This window comes from Roseovarius sp. CH_XMU1461 (assembly GCF_037027165.1).
In the GTDB taxonomy this organism is placed as follows: domain Bacteria; phylum Pseudomonadota; class Alphaproteobacteria; order Rhodobacterales; family Rhodobacteraceae; genus Roseovarius; species Roseovarius nubinhibens.
In genome coordinates this window covers 160080-173188 of record NZ_JAYMDV010000001.1, presented here as the reverse complement: position 1 = coordinate 173188, position 13109 = coordinate 160080, and the positions used below count along the sequence as shown (strand labels likewise).

Below are 13109 nucleotides of genomic sequence, written 5' to 3'. Positions count from 1 at the left end.
GGGCGGGCCTCTTCCCTTGCAAGAAATCCGGCAGGGCGCTACGAGAACCCATGCAGATCTACCTTCCCATAGCCGAAGTTTCGGTCAATGCCTTCCTGCTTTTGGGGCTGGGAGGGATCGTGGGGATCCTGTCGGGCATGTTCGGTGTCGGCGGCGGGTTCCTGATGACACCCCTGCTGTTTTTCATCGGCATTCCGCCAGCGGTGGCGGTGGCGACCGAAGCCAACCAGATCGTGGCCTCGTCCTTTTCCGGCGTCTTGGCGCATTTCAGGCGAAAGACCGTCGATCTCAGGATGGGCACCGTCCTTCTCGTCGGCGGCCTCTGCGGCGCGGCGGTCGGCGTGGTGCTCTTTAACTACTTGAAATCCATGGGTCAGGTCGATCTTCTGGTCAAGCTGTGCTATGTGGTTTTCCTCGGCATCATCGGCGGGATGATGTTCTTTGAGAGCCTGCGCGCCATCCGCAAATCGCGGGCGGGCGGGCCGCCGCCCAAGCGCAAGAAACACACGTTCATCCACAAGATGCCGTTCAAGATGCGGTTCCGCACCTCGGGCCTTTATATCAGCGTGATCCCACCGCTGATCGTGGGCGTCTGCGTCGGTATCCTCGCGGCGATCATGGGCGTTGGCGGCGGTTTCATCATGGTACCGGCGATGATCTACCTGCTCGGCATGCCGACCAAGGTGGTTGTGGGCACCTCGCTCTTTCAGATCATTTTCGTCACCGCCTTCACCACGCTCTTGCACGCGACGACCAACTATACGGTCGATATCGCGCTGGCGGTTCTGTTGCTGGTGGGCGGCGTCATCGGCGCCCAGATCGGCACCCGCATCGGCACCAAGCTCAAGGCCGAACAGCTTCGCATCCTGCTGGCGATGATGGTGCTGGCGGTCTGTTTCAAACTGGCGCTCGATCTGCTGATTGAACCGTCCGAGCTCTATTCCATTGGCACAGGCGGGGGGCACTGATGCGGTCTTTGCTGTTCTCTCTCCTCCTGCTGGTCGCCGGTCCCCTGTCGGGCCCTGCCGCCGCCGAAGAGGTGGTGCTCGGCCTGAGCAAGGACAAGGTGGCGATCACCGCCACATTCGAGGGCTCGGACATCCTCGTCTTTGGCGCGGTCAAACGCGAAGTGCCGATCCCCTCGGGCGATCCTCTCGAAGTGCTGGTGACGGTCTCGGGACCGAACGTGCCGGTGACCATCCGCCGCAAGGACCGGGTGGCGGGCATCTGGGTCAACACCGACAGTCTCGAGATTGACGGCGCGCCGAGCTTTTACGCGGTGGCCACCTCCGGCCCGCTGGAAGAGGTGCTGAGCCCCGGCGAAGACCTGCGCTATCAGATCTCGATCCCGCGCGTCATCCGCTCTGCGGGGGCGCTGCATGGGCTCAAGGACACGGCGACATTCGCCGATGCGCTGATCCGCATTCGCAGCAACAACAACGCCTATCAGCTCCGCGAAGGCCGGGTGGCGGTGGATGAGCAGACGCTGTTCCGGACCTCGGTGCGCCTGCCGTCGAACCTCACCGAGGGCGAATACAAGACGCGCATCTTCCTCACCCGGGGCGGCAAGGTCGTGTCGCGCTATGAGACGGAAATCGCGGTGCGCAAGGTCGGGATGGAACGCTGGCTCTATACGCTGTCGCGGGAAAACCCGCTGTGGTACGGGCTGATGTCGCTGGCCATCGCAATCTTTGCCGGTTGGGCCGCCTCGGCCGCCTTCCAAGTGCTGCAACGGCGCTAAGCCAAGGGCAGTGGCGCGGCGCGACCGCGCCGCCGCCCAAATCTCACTCAGATCGTCTGATCGTACTCGCCAACGCCCGGCTCGGTGCGGATGACCGCATCGATATCGGCAAAGATGGCGCGCATCTCGGCCTCGCTCTCGCTGCTTTCGCAGACCACCACGAGGTTCGGCGTGTTCGAGCTCGCCCGCACCAGACCCCAGCTGCCATTGTCGAGAATGACCCGCGCGCCATTGACGGTGACGACCTCTTTGATCGGCCGCCCGGCGAGGCTCTCGCCCGCCTCATGCTTGGCCACCAGCTTGGCCACCAGCCGGTCGAGAATGTCGTACTTCTCGGTGTCGGCGGCATAGGGCGACATGGTCGGCGTGGCCCAGGTGCGGGGCAGGGCGCGGCGCAGATCCGACATGGATTTGTCGGGGTTGCGGTCCATCAGCTTGCAGATTTCCACCGCCACCCGCAGCCCGCAGTCATAGCCCCGGCCCACCGGCTCGGCGAGGAAATAGTGACCTGATTTCTCGAACCCCGCCAGCGCGCCGAGCTCTTTGACACGCCGCTTCATATGGCTGTGCCCGGTCTTCCAGTAATCGGCCTTGGCGCCGTTTTTCTGCAGCTCGGGATCGCTGGCAAAAAGCCCGGTGGATTTCACATCCGCCACAAAGGTGGCGTTGGGATAGAGCTTGCTCAGGTCGCGGGCCATGATGACGCCGACCTTGTCGGCAAAGATCTCTTCGCCCTCGTCATCCACCACGCCACAGCGGTCGCCATCGCCGTCAAAGCCAAGCGCCAGATCGGCGCCCGAGGCTTTGACCGCCGCCGACATGTCATGCAGCATTTCCATGGCTTCGGGGTTCGGATTGTAATTCGGGAAGGTGTAGTCGAGCGCGCAATGCAGCGGCACCACCTCGGCCCCGATCCGCTCAAAGAGCTTGGGCGCAAAGGCCGAAGCCGTGCCATTGCCGGTGGCGCAGACCACCTTGAGCGGCCGGGTCAGGCGGAAATCGCCGACCAGATCGTCGAGATAGGCATCAAACACCCCATCGACGAATTCATAGGCGCCGCCGGGATGCGGCTGACCGCGCCCTTCGAGCACGATGTCGCGCAGCTCGGCCATCTCGTCCGGGCCATGGGTCAGGGGCCGGTCAAAGCCCATCTTGACCCCGGTCCAGCCGTTCGGATTATGCGAAGCGGTGACCATCGCCACCGCCGGCACATCGAGGTGAAACTGCGAGAAATAGGCCATCGGCGACAGCGCCGGGCCGATGTCCTTGACGGTGATCCCGGCCTGCATCAGCCCGAGAATGAGCGCGTTCTTGATCGACAGGGAATAGTCGCGATAGTCATTGCCCACCGCGATCACCGGGTCGATGCCGCGCTGACGCATCTGGGTGCCAAGCCCGAGGCCGAGCGCCGTCACCCCCGGCAGATTGATCGCCTCTGGATATTTCCAGCGCGCGTCATATTCACGGAACCCCGTCGGCGCGATCATCGCGTCGCGCAGAAAGGACCAGCTGTTCGGGGTGACTTCGGCAAGGGGTTTGGTCACTGTAATATGCTCGTTTTCAAAGGTGGATCGGATCGGATTTCGCCAGCGCGTCAAACCGCATGAGCGAGGCGACTAGCGCGGGCATCTGGTCGAGCGGGATCATGTTCGGCCCGTCCGAGGGCGCGCGATCGGGGTCTTCATGGGTCTCGATGAACACCGCCGCCACGCCAAGGCTCACGGCGGCGCGGGCCATGACCGGCGCAAATTCGCGCTGGCCGCCGCTGCTGCCGCCTTGACCGCCGGGCTGTTGCACGGAATGGGTCGCATCCATCACCACCGGATAGCCCGAGCGCGCCATCTGGGGCAGGGCGCGCATATCGGCCACCAGCGTGTTATAGCCAAAGGAGGTGCCGCGCTCGGTGAGCAGGATCTTTTTGTTGCCGGTGCTTTCGATCTTGGTGATCACATTCTCCATGTCCCAGGGCGCGAGAAACTGCCCCTTTTTGACATTGACCACCGCGCCGGTGTTGCCCGCCGCCAAAAGAAGATCGGTCTGACGGCAGAGGAAAGCCGGGATTTGCAGGATATCCACCGCCTCGGCGGCAGGGGCGCATTGCGCCTCGGTATGGACATCGGTGAGCACCGGCACATCGAGCGCCCGGCGCAGATCGCTCAGCACCTTGAGACCGGCGTCGATGCCAAGCCCGCGCTTGCCGCTGACCGAGGTGCGGTTCGCCTTGTCAAAGCTCGCCTTAAAGACATATTGCGCGCCCGCCGCGGCGCAGGCCTCTTTCATACGACCGGCGATCATCTGGGCATGGTCGGCGCTTTCAAGCTGGCAAGGGCCGGCAATCACGGTGAGCGGCCGGTCATTGCCGATGTCGAGCCCGGCGAAGGAGATGGTTTTCATATTAGGCGGATACCTGTTCTCTGAGGACGGAAGCGGTGAGCGAGATCAGAAGATAGATCCCTGAGAACACCAGGAATGCGAGGATCGTGTTCTCGAAAGAGCGCGGATAGGACGCCTCTTGCGAGGGCACGGGATTGACCGACACGGTGAGGTAGCGCACCTGTTTGTTGGCCTCGATATCGCTCTGCCGCATGGTTTCGAGCGCCGCCTGCAGCACCATGTCGGTGGTCAGAAGATCGGCCTCGGCCATCTTGATCTCGGCGGTCTGCGAGGCGAGCGAGTCGCCGCCATCGGTGGCGTCGTTGAGCCGGGCGTTCTGCTTGGCAAGCTCGGCCTCGAGCACGGTGATCTCGCTGCGCAGCGCCGCCAGCCGGGCCGCGTTGGGCCTTGTGTTGGCGAGCATCGTGTTGAGCGCGAGCTGCTTGTCCTGCAATTGCAATTCGACATTGGCGATCAGGTTGCGGATCGCCGCAATCTGCCCCGTCGGGTCGAGCAGCGTGCCCTCTTGCAATGCCACCAGACGGCGCTGCGCCTCGCGGCGTTCTTCCTTGGCGTCGGCAAGGCTCTGCTTGGCGGTCTTGAGCGCATCCTGACGCTTTTCGGCGCTGAGATGATCGACCCGTTCCTCGGCATAATCGATGAGGCGGCGGGAAAACTGCGCGGCGATATTGGGATCGGGGGCCGACACTTCCATCCGCATCACGCCCTCGGTCGGGTCATAGCCGAGCTTGACGTATTTCTTGTAGATCGAATAGGCGCTCTCGGTCGTGGCCTCGGGGTCGAGCCGCTGAATGGGGTCGATATACTCGGCCGAGAACACATCGCGGAACCCGGCATCCTCATCGAGGCGCAGCATCGCATCCTTGGATTGCAGGTAATCCTGCGTCGCGATGGCATCCTGCGAGGTGGCAAACTGGCTTGGCAGCAGACCGCCGAGCCCGCCACCGCCGCTGCCGCCATCGGCGGAGAGGATGAGGAAGGCCGACTTGGTCGTATACATCGGCGTGGCGACCGCATAATAGTAATAGCCCGCCAGCAGGGTCGGCAAGAACACGAAGGCCGCGAGCCGCGAGAAGAGCAGCGCCAGCTTGCGGCGGCGGCGGCGGGCGATGTCCTTTTGAATGCGGCCGATCTCCTCGGCGCGGCGCTCGGCCGGGCTGAGATCGGTGGAGGGCAGGTTCGGCTTGCTCATCGGCATGGTCTGCGGCAGCTGCACCTTGGCCTCGTCCGAGGCGGTGCCATGCCCGGCATTCTCGACCTTGCCCTCGTCATTGCTCACCAGTTCGAGAATGGTGCCACGCGAAAACGGATCGATGCCGCGCTGACGCAAGAGGCGCACGGCGTCGAAATCGGATGTCGGCGCAAGCCCGTGTTTCTGCGCCAGCCGCCGCGCCATGCGCAATTGCCGCCCCGTCAGCCCCTCTTGGCGGATCTCGTCGATGGTGGTGGCGGCGCGCATCTCCTGCGCGGAATTTACCTCTCCGGCGCGGGCCGCGCCCGGCTCCGCCCCGGCGGCCGGATCGGCGGCCGCACTGGCCCCGGCCCCCGGCGCGCTCGCCGCCTGGCCGAGCCCGCCGCTGCGGGCGCTGGCCTCGGCGCGCGGCGGCACGGTCCCGGCCTCGGGCGCATCGCTTTGCCCCGCCGGGTCGCGCAGGCTGGGGGCGCCTTGGGCGGTGCGGCGGATGCGGAATTTTCTAGCCTTGGGTTTCGTAGTCATAGAGCTGCTTTGCCTCTTCCAAGGTGTCGAACATATGAAGCTGGCCATCCATCAGGACGGCCGCGGTGGTGGCGAATTTCTCGAGCGTCGCGGGCTGGTGCGAGACGATGATCACCGTCGTCGTGCGCAGCCGTTCCTTGAGAATTTCGCCGGCCTTCTGGTTGAACTCGACATCGGTCGAGTTGGGCATGCCTTCGTCAATCAGGTAGATGTCGAAATCGAGCGCCAGCAGCAAGGAAAAGGTGAAGCGCGCCCGCATCCCCGAGGAATAGGTGCCGAGCGGCTGGTCGAAATATTCACCGAGATTGCACATCCAGCGGCAGAAGGCCTCGACATAATCGGGGTCGAGCCCATAGAGCCGGGCGATATAGCGGCTGTTTTCCATGGCCGAGATCCGGTTCACCACCCCGCCCATGAAGCCCAGCGGAAAGCTCACCCGGCAGCCGCGGCGAATTTCGCCCTCATCGGGTTTTTCAAGCCCGGCCATCATGTTGATCAGGGTGGTCTTGCCGGTGCCATTGGGCGCGAGAATGCCGATCGAGCGGCCAAGCTCGACACGGAACGACACCTTTTCCAGGATCACCTTACGCTGGGTGCCTGTCCAAAAGGATTTACTCACATTGTCAAACTCGAGCATCAGAGGCTCCGGTAACTGCTCTACTCACCCTCTTTAACGGGGTTTTATTAACCAACTGTCGCCATGCCAAGGCAGGGCCCGGCTGGGCTGATCCTATCATATACAAAGAACCAAGGCGAAATTATGCCGTAACGCAAAGGAAAACCGGCGCCGCAGCGCCGGTTTTTGATCACTGTGGGGCTGCGGTCTCAGCCGTCCATCTTCTGAACGCGCAAGACTTTGCCCGCGACGATGGACAGGATCGCCGCTGCAAAGCTGAACAGCGCCCCCATTTTCGCCGCATCCTGCACCGGACCCGCGTCAAAGGCCACCGAGGCCACAAAGAGCGACACGGTAAAGCCGATGGCCGCGACAAAGCCGATCACCACGAGGTCGATGATCCGCATGCCCTCCGGTATGCCAAGCTTGAGCGGTTTCGCCGCCAGCCAGCCAAAGAACAGGATGCCCACCGGCTTGCCGATGATGAGACCGGCCAGAACGAGCCATGTGGCATCGCCCATCGACGAGAATTCCACCCCGGCGTTGAGCAGGCCAAAGAAGAACAGCACGATCTCGACCGGATGTTTGAGCGCATGTTCCAGCACGTTGAGCAGGTCATGCAGATGCTCTTCGGCCTCGGCAAAGATGCCAAAGGCGCGGTCGGCATGGGGAATGGCCGGCACCACCGGCAGCAGCCCGAGCGCCGGGTGCAGACCCGATTGCATGAAGCCGTACCAGCTGATGCAGCCCGCGATCACATAGGGCAGACCGCCAAGCGCCTTGCGCACCCGGGTCGAATGCGGCCGCTCGGGGCGGCCACGGTCCATCCGGCGCGGCAGCCAGTTGAACAGGACGAACACCGCCAGCGCCGCGCCAAAGGACAGCAAGAGCCATTCCGGCGCGAGATCACCCGACGGGTAGAAGATCGCCAGAATGATCAGCCCCGCCGCGTCATCGGCAATCGCCAGCAACAGCAGGAACCGCACCGCAGGGTGGCCCGCGCCAAAGACGATCCGGCCCACGAGATAGCTAAAGGCGATGTCGGTGGCGGTGGGAATGGCCCAGCCGTTGGCGACTGCGTTATAGGTGTCCGAACCCATGATCATGGCCAGACCGAGATAGACGCCGATGGGGCCGAACATGCCGCCCGCCGTGGCGAAAAGCGGGGTTGCCGCCTTCTTGCCGCGCAGGCTGCCGTTCTCGAGGATCACGGCCTCCCAGACCTCTTTGGCGGCAATGGCAAAGAACAGCGCCATCAGCACATCATTGACAAGATAATGCAGGGTGAGCGTGCGGTGACCATCATGAAGATGGCCGATCGGCGCATGGTCCCAGATCACAAAATCCACAAAGGCGTGGTAACTGTGGCCATCGACATTTGCCCAGATCAGCGCGGTCACCGCACCAAAGATCAACAGCAATGAATAATCGGCCAGGAAATTCCAAACTCGATACATGCGCTCCCCTTCTCGTCCCTTATTTCGCGTTCCCTCTGGATTATGCGATTTGCGGGCGGGGAGCAACCGAATGGCCGCGCAATGGCGGCCATTCTGCTGTGCAAATTTGCGGCAATTGCGCGTGGATCAGGCGACGAGCTGCCAGCCGATGCCCGCGAGAATTGCACCGATGAGGGCAAAGCCGAGGTAGGCTGCGAAAACGCGCGGCTTGACCAGCGCCCAGACCGCGATGGCGGCGGGGATACAGCTCACGCCACCGGCGATGACAAAGGACATGGCCGCGCCGTTGCTCATGCCTTGCGACAAGAGCGCATCGACCAGAGGCACCGCGGCATAACCGTTGAGATAGGCCGGTGCGCCCACCAGCGCGCCCATCAGGATCGGGCCAAGACCCGTGCCGCCGAGCGCCGTGGCGATCCATTCCGCCGGCAGGTATTCGAGCATCAGGGATTGCAGCACATAGGCCAGCGCCAGCCATTTCAGCAAGAAAAGCGCATTCTCGACCACCGTCTGGCGAAAGGTCTCGCGGCGCGGGGCCTCCTGCCAGAACCGCCACTGGGGCTTGGTCTGGAACGGTTTGGCACTGCCCGAGCAACAGCCGCCACAGCCTGTCTGCGGCGCTTTGCGCAGCGGATCGGCAAAAAGCGCGGTGCGAGTGGCGAGCATGGTGGCAAAACCGCCCATGAGACCGATGGAGACCGCCGCCAGCGTCTTGGCCAGCGCGAAATCAAAGCCGAGCGTGCCCGAGGTGATCAGGAACATCGCCGGATCCATCAGCGGCGAGGCGAGCCAGAAGGCCATGACCGCCCCCAAAGGCGCACCGACCGCCAGCATCGCGGCAATGAAGGGGATCACTTCGCAGGAACAAAAGGGCGAGAGCCCGCCCAGCACGGCGGCGAGAAAGATCATCCGCACCTGCCGCCCTTCAAAGGCGCGGGCGATGAGGCTCTCGGCCCCGGTCGCCTTGAGCCAGGCCACGGCCAGCACCGCGAAGGTGATGAAGATCCCGGTATGGGCGAGCGAGCTGGCGGTGAAACTGACCGTCGGGACAAGCTGCGGCGGATCCAACAGCGCAACCAGCGCGAGGATCGCGGCAATGGCGAGCCAAACGCGGTCAACGCGTCTGAGCCAGCTGCCGGGGGCGGGGGAGGCGGTGGTCTCAGCCATGGGAATGTCCTTGCGGGTCAATAAACGGGTCAATGTCAGTCTCTGCGCCCGCATGGGCGCAGCTCTCGCGGTCGGCGCAGCAATTGCGCAGCAGAAACTGCGACAACTCGCGCAGCTCGTCATAGGCGACGGCGGCGCAGATGATCGAACGGCCCTGCTTTTGCTGGCTCACCAACCCGGCTTGGGCCAGGATTTTCATATGATGGGTGAGGGTCGAGCCGGTGATGCCGCTGCGCGCGCCAAGCTCGCCAATGGCGAGCCCGTCGGGCCCGGCACGCACCAGCGTGCCCAGCACCGCCAGTCGCTGTTCGCTGCCCAGCGCGGCAAAGGTCGATGCGGCGCGGGCAAGGTCGGGGGAGAGGGGGTCAGTTTGTTTCATGATTCTAGAATTATAGAAATGATGCGAGTCGGGCAATCGTTATTTCGAGAATTGTTGAAATATTGAAATGATTTCGGCCTGCGGCCGAGGATATTTGTGGCCAGAAGAAGCGCGCCGGGCTGTGAATGCCGCCCAGCTGCGCTATATGCCGGGACCATGGACCCGCTTGTGACTGACATCCGCGCCTGCCGGATCTGCGCCGACCGCTTTGCCGCCACGGCGACCGGCCATCGCCCGCGCCCGGTGGCGTGGTTTCGCCCCGGCGCCCGGATCGTGATTGCCGGGCAGGCCCCGGGCGCCCGGGTACATGACAGCGGGCTGCCCTTCGACGACCGCTCGGGCGACCGGCTGCGCGACTGGCTGGGGCTCGACCGCGCGACATTCTATGACCGCGACCGGATCGCCATCATCCCCATGGCGTTCTGCTTTCCGGGCTATGACGCCAAGGGCTCTGACCTGCCGCCGCCGCCGATCTGTGCCGCGACTTGGCATGATCGGGTCTTTGCGCATTTGGGCGATGTGGCGCTGACCGTGCTGGTCGGCGGCTATGCGCAGCGCCATCATCTGGGGGTTCGGAGCAATGTGACCGACACCGTGGCCGGTTGGCGCGCCCATGCGCCAGAGGTTTTTCCCTTGCCCCATCCGAGCTGGCGCAATACCGCGTGGCTCAAACGGAACCCGTGGTTCGAGACCGAGCTGCTGCCGGTGCTGCGGGACCGGGTGGCGCAGGTGCTGGGCCCGCGCGAAGGAGAGCAGGAATGAGCGAGACGGAACTGGACCGCGCCCATGGGCTGATGCAGGCCGCGCCCGAGGACGACACCGCCGCCATGGCGTTTTACCGGGTGCTGGCGGCGACCGAGCTGTTTCTCATGCTCGGGGCCGAGGCAGAGGCGGGCGATGCGGTGACGCCCGAGGTCTTCGAGGTCGAGGGCCATTCCTATGTGCTGGGCTTTGACCGCGAGGCGCGGCTCGCTGAATTTGCCGGGCGCGAGGTGCCTTATGTGGGGCTGAGCGGGCGGGCGCTGGCCGCGATGCTCGCGGGGCAGGGGCTTGGCCTCGCGCTCAACCCCGATGTGGCGCCCTCGGCCATGCTGCTCGATGCGCAGGCGATGGGTTGGCTGGCCGAGATGCTCGCCGGCGGGCCCGAGGCCCATGAGGCGCGGATCGAGGAACTCATGCCGCCCGCCGGATTGCCCGAGGCGCTGCTGCCGGCGCTCGACGCGCGGCTGGCCTCGGCGGCGGGGCTCGCGCCCTCGGCCTATCTGGTGGGCGTGGCCTTTGAAGGCGGCGCGCGCGGGCATCTTCTGGGCTTTGTCGATGCGCTGCCGGGGGCGGAAGAGGCGCTCGCCCAAGCGGTGCGCGAGGCGCTGGTCTTTTCCGGGCTCGAGGCGGCGGCGCTTGAGGTCGGGTTCTTTCGCGCCTCCGATGCGATGGCGGCGGCGCTGGCGCGGCACGGGCTGCGGTTCGACCTGCCCGAGCCGCCCGCGGCGCGCGATCCTGCCGCCCGCCCGGCGCCGGGCCGTGATCCCGACCGCCCGCCGCGCCTGCGCTAGGCTCAGTAGCCGGTCTTGCGATCCACCAGATGCAGGAACGGTTCGCCCGCCTCGCCGCGCCGGATGTTCTCGACGATGACTTCGGCGGCGGTATCGGCGCGGGTCTCGGACGCGATATGCGGCGTCACGGTGACCTTGGGGTGCGACCAGAACGGGTGATCCTCGGGCAGCGGCTCGACCCGGAACACATCGAGCGTGGCATGACCCAGATGACCGCTGTCGAGCGCCGCCAACAGCGCCTCATCATCGATGAGCGGGCCACGGCCGGGGTTGATCACCACCGCGCCGGGGGCCAAAAGCGCCAGCCGCTCGGCATCGAGGATATTCTCCGTCGCCGGGGTCTGCGGCAGCAAAAGCACGACGATCTCGGCCCCGGTGAGCGCCTCACTCAGCCCCGCGTCGCCCGCCAGACAGCGCACGCCCGGCGCTTCCTTCTGGCTGCGGCTCCAGCCGGTCACCGGAAAGCCGAGGCTCACCAGCGGCTCGGCACAGGCCTGACCCAGCTCGCCCAGACCAAGGATGGTCACCGGACGGCGGCGGGCCAGCGGCGCGGGCACATGATGCCACTCCCGCTCGGGGTTCACGATATGGGCATCCATGCCGAGATGATGGCGCAGCACATGGCCGGTCACCCATTCGCGCATCCCCTCGCGCAGCCCGGCATCGACCATCCGTGTGAGCGGCTGGGTCAGCGTCTCGTTGCTGATGATCCGTTCCACCCCGGCCCAGAGGTTGAGCACCGCCTTGGCGCGGGTGAAGGGGCTGAAATCCTCGATCGGGCCGTTCGGCGCATAGATGACGTAATCGACCTCGTCAGAGGCGATATCGCAGGCGAGGTTGGACGCGATTCCGGCGGCGTCAAGCGCCTCTTGCAAATGCGGCTGATACTCGGGCCACCGGTCGGAATGGCCTGCGAAGAGAATATTGACGGACATGAATTTACCTTGGTCTGTGGACGTGGGCGCTCTGGACAAGGCCAAAGCCGATCATCAGCACCAGCATGGCCGAGCCGCCATAGCTCACCAAGGGCAGCGGCACCCCGACCACCGGCGCAAGCCCCATGACCATGGACATGTTGACCGCGAAGTAAAGGAAGAAATTGCTGGCCAACCCGAGGGTTAGCAAGGAAGAGAAGCGATCGCGCTGTTGCAGCGCAGAAATGATGCAAAAGAGTATTATCAAGGCATAGAGCGCCAGCAGCGACGCCGCCCCGAGAAAGCCCAGCTCTTCGGCCAGCGTGGTAAAGATAAAGTCGGTGTGCTTTTCCGGCAGGAAGTTGAGCTGCGATTGCGTGCCCTGCATGAACCCCCGCCCGGTCCAGCCGCCCGAGCCGAGCGCGATCTTGGATTGGGTGATGTGATAGCCCGCGCCCAGAGGGTCGCTGCTCGGATCGATAAACGTGTCGATGCGGCGATATTGGTAATCTTCCAAGAGCTGCCAGGGCGTGCCGCGCGATTTGAGCACGGCGGTGACAAGCCCCACCCCGGCGGTAACCACCACCGCGAAATAGGCCCAATGCACCCCCGCCAGAAACATGATGAGCCCGCCCACCGTCACCAGAAGGATCGCGGTGCCGAGATCGGGCTGGGTCAGCACGAGATAGACCGGCAGCATGATCAGAAGCACCGGCAAGAGCACCCAAAGAGGCCGCGATTTGAGCTTGACGGGAAGCCAGTCGTAATAGGCCGCCAGCGCCATCACCAGCGCGATCTTCATCAGCTCCGAAGGCTGCAATCGCATGAAGCCAAGGTCGATCCAGCGCTGCGCCCCCATGCCGACGGAGCCTACATATTCCACCGCGATCAGCAGCGCGAGACCCAGCAGATAGGCCGCGATCGAGACCGAGCGCCAATACCAGATCGGCACCATGGCGACAAAGATCATCAGGGTGAAGCCGAGGGCAAAGCGTTTGATCTGCGCCATCGACCACGGATCGAACGAGCCGCCCGCCACCGAATAGAGCATCAAGAAGCCGATGCTCGCCACCGCCGTCACCAACAGGATCAGCGCCCAGTTTAGGTAGAACAGCTTGCTGAGCCCCGAGGGCACATGTTTGACGGTATATTCGAGATAGCTCATCGTCCG

At 64.3% G+C, this 13109-nt stretch carries 13 protein-coding genes; 4 read left to right on the top strand and 9 right to left on the bottom strand.

What is annotated here, in order from left to right; genetic code table 11:
• Positions 1-50: 50 nt before the first annotated feature.
• Positions 51-968 (top strand): sulfite exporter TauE/SafE family protein, encoded by a 918-nt coding sequence (locus WA237_RS00875; RefSeq protein WP_009812591.1) that lies wholly within the window; start codon positions 51-53, stop codon positions 966-968.
• The gene (locus WA237_RS00870) at positions 968-1741 is read left to right on the top strand and encodes a TIGR02186 family protein (protein WP_216015661.1); all 774 of its coding nucleotides are present in this window, start codon (positions 968-970) and stop codon (positions 1739-1741) included. Before WA237_RS00875 ends, WA237_RS00870 begins: the two co-directional genes overlap by 1 nt.
• A gap of 47 nt (positions 1742-1788) precedes the next feature.
• Here WA237_RS00870 and WA237_RS00865 read toward each other — a convergent pair whose 3' ends face one another.
• The 7 genes from WA237_RS00865 to WA237_RS00835 form a co-directional block, all read right to left on the bottom strand.
• Positions 1789-3285 (bottom strand): phosphomannomutase/phosphoglucomutase, encoded by a 1497-nt coding sequence (locus WA237_RS00865; RefSeq protein ID WP_009812589.1) that lies wholly within the window; start codon positions 3283-3285, stop codon positions 1789-1791.
• A gap of 16 nt (positions 3286-3301) precedes the next feature.
• Entirely contained in the window at positions 3302-4135 is an 834-nt protein-coding gene (kdsA, locus tag WA237_RS00860) for a 3-deoxy-8-phosphooctulonate synthase (RefSeq protein ID WP_216015659.1), read from the bottom strand.
• A gap of 1 nt (position 4136) precedes the next feature.
• Entirely contained in the window at positions 4137-5852 is a 1716-nt protein-coding gene (locus WA237_RS00855) for a capsule biosynthesis protein (protein ID WP_336096319.1), read from the bottom strand.
• The gene (locus WA237_RS00850; RefSeq protein ID WP_216015657.1) at positions 5830-6489 is read right to left on the bottom strand and encodes an ABC transporter ATP-binding protein; all 660 of its coding nucleotides are present in this window, start codon (positions 6487-6489) and stop codon (positions 5830-5832) included. Before WA237_RS00850 ends, WA237_RS00855 begins: the two co-directional genes overlap by 23 nt.
• Positions 6490-6677: 188 nt before the next feature.
• Entirely contained in the window at positions 6678-7925 is a 1248-nt protein-coding gene (locus tag WA237_RS00845) for a Na+/H+ antiporter NhaA (protein WP_336096318.1), read from the bottom strand.
• 126 nt (positions 7926-8051) lie between these two features.
• A complete protein-coding gene (locus WA237_RS00840) occupies positions 8052-9092 on the bottom strand; it encodes a permease (RefSeq protein WP_336096317.1) in 1041 nt (346 codons plus the stop codon).
• Positions 9085-9471 (bottom strand): ArsR/SmtB family transcription factor, encoded by a 387-nt coding sequence (locus tag WA237_RS00835; RefSeq protein WP_216015654.1) that lies wholly within the window; start codon positions 9469-9471, stop codon positions 9085-9087. The genes WA237_RS00840 and WA237_RS00835 overlap by 8 nt, the downstream gene beginning before the upstream one ends.
• 156 nt (positions 9472-9627) lie before the next feature.
• On the opposite strand from WA237_RS00835, the gene WA237_RS00830 reads away from it, so the two are divergent.
• Positions 9628-10233 (top strand): uracil-DNA glycosylase family protein, encoded by a 606-nt coding sequence (locus WA237_RS00830; protein ID WP_009812582.1) that lies wholly within the window; start codon positions 9628-9630, stop codon positions 10231-10233.
• The gene (locus tag WA237_RS00825; protein ID WP_336096316.1) at positions 10230-11024 is read left to right on the top strand and encodes an SseB family protein; all 795 of its coding nucleotides are present in this window, start codon (positions 10230-10232) and stop codon (positions 11022-11024) included. The genes WA237_RS00830 and WA237_RS00825 overlap by 4 nt, the downstream gene beginning before the upstream one ends.
• Before the next feature lie 2 nt (positions 11025-11026).
• Here WA237_RS00825 and WA237_RS00820 read toward each other — a convergent pair whose 3' ends face one another.
• Together WA237_RS00820 and rodA are read right to left on the bottom strand one after the other, a co-directional pair.
• The gene (locus WA237_RS00820) at positions 11027-11959 is read right to left on the bottom strand and encodes a 2-hydroxyacid dehydrogenase (RefSeq protein ID WP_336096315.1); all 933 of its coding nucleotides are present in this window, start codon (positions 11957-11959) and stop codon (positions 11027-11029) included.
• A gap of 4 nt (positions 11960-11963) precedes the next feature.
• Complete coding sequence (gene rodA, locus WA237_RS00815) at positions 11964-13103, bottom strand: rod shape-determining protein RodA (protein ID WP_009812579.1); 1140 nt, start codon at positions 13101-13103, stop codon at positions 11964-11966.
• Positions 13104-13109 lie beyond the last annotated feature (6 nt).

Bases quoted from the DNA above. Each gene is read 5' to 3' on its own strand.
- WA237_RS00875 (WP_009812591.1), top strand. From the start codon at position 51: ATGCAGATCTACCTTCCCATAGCCGAAGTTTCGGTCAATGCCTTCCTG.
- WA237_RS00870 (WP_216015661.1), top strand. From the start codon at position 968: ATGCGGTCTTTGCTGTTCTCTCTCCTCCTGCTGGTCGCCGGTCCCCTG.
- kdsA (WP_216015659.1), bottom strand. From the start codon at position 4,135: ATGAAAACCATCTCCTTCGCCGGGCTCGACATCGGCAATGACCGGCCG.
- WA237_RS00855 (WP_336096319.1), bottom strand. From the start codon at position 5,852: ATGACTACGAAACCCAAGGCTAGAAAATTCCGCATCCGCCGCACCGCC.
- WA237_RS00850 (WP_216015657.1), bottom strand. From the start codon at position 6,489: ATGCTCGAGTTTGACAATGTGAGTAAATCCTTTTGGACAGGCACCCAG.
- WA237_RS00845 (WP_336096318.1), bottom strand. From the start codon at position 7,925: ATGTATCGAGTTTGGAATTTCCTGGCCGATTATTCATTGCTGTTGATC.
- WA237_RS00840 (WP_336096317.1), bottom strand. From the start codon at position 9,092: ATGGCTGAGACCACCGCCTCCCCCGCCCCCGGCAGCTGGCTCAGACGC.
- WA237_RS00835 (WP_216015654.1), bottom strand. From the start codon at position 9,471: ATGAAACAAACTGACCCCCTCTCCCCCGACCTTGCCCGCGCCGCATCG.
- WA237_RS00830 (WP_009812582.1), top strand. From the start codon at position 9,628: ATGGACCCGCTTGTGACTGACATCCGCGCCTGCCGGATCTGCGCCGAC.
- WA237_RS00825 (WP_336096316.1), top strand. From the start codon at position 10,230: ATGAGCGAGACGGAACTGGACCGCGCCCATGGGCTGATGCAGGCCGCG.
- WA237_RS00820 (WP_336096315.1), bottom strand. From the start codon at position 11,959: ATGTCCGTCAATATTCTCTTCGCAGGCCATTCCGACCGGTGGCCCGAG.
- rodA (WP_009812579.1), bottom strand. From the start codon at position 13,103: ATGAGCTATCTCGAATATACCGTCAAACATGTGCCCTCGGGGCTCAGC.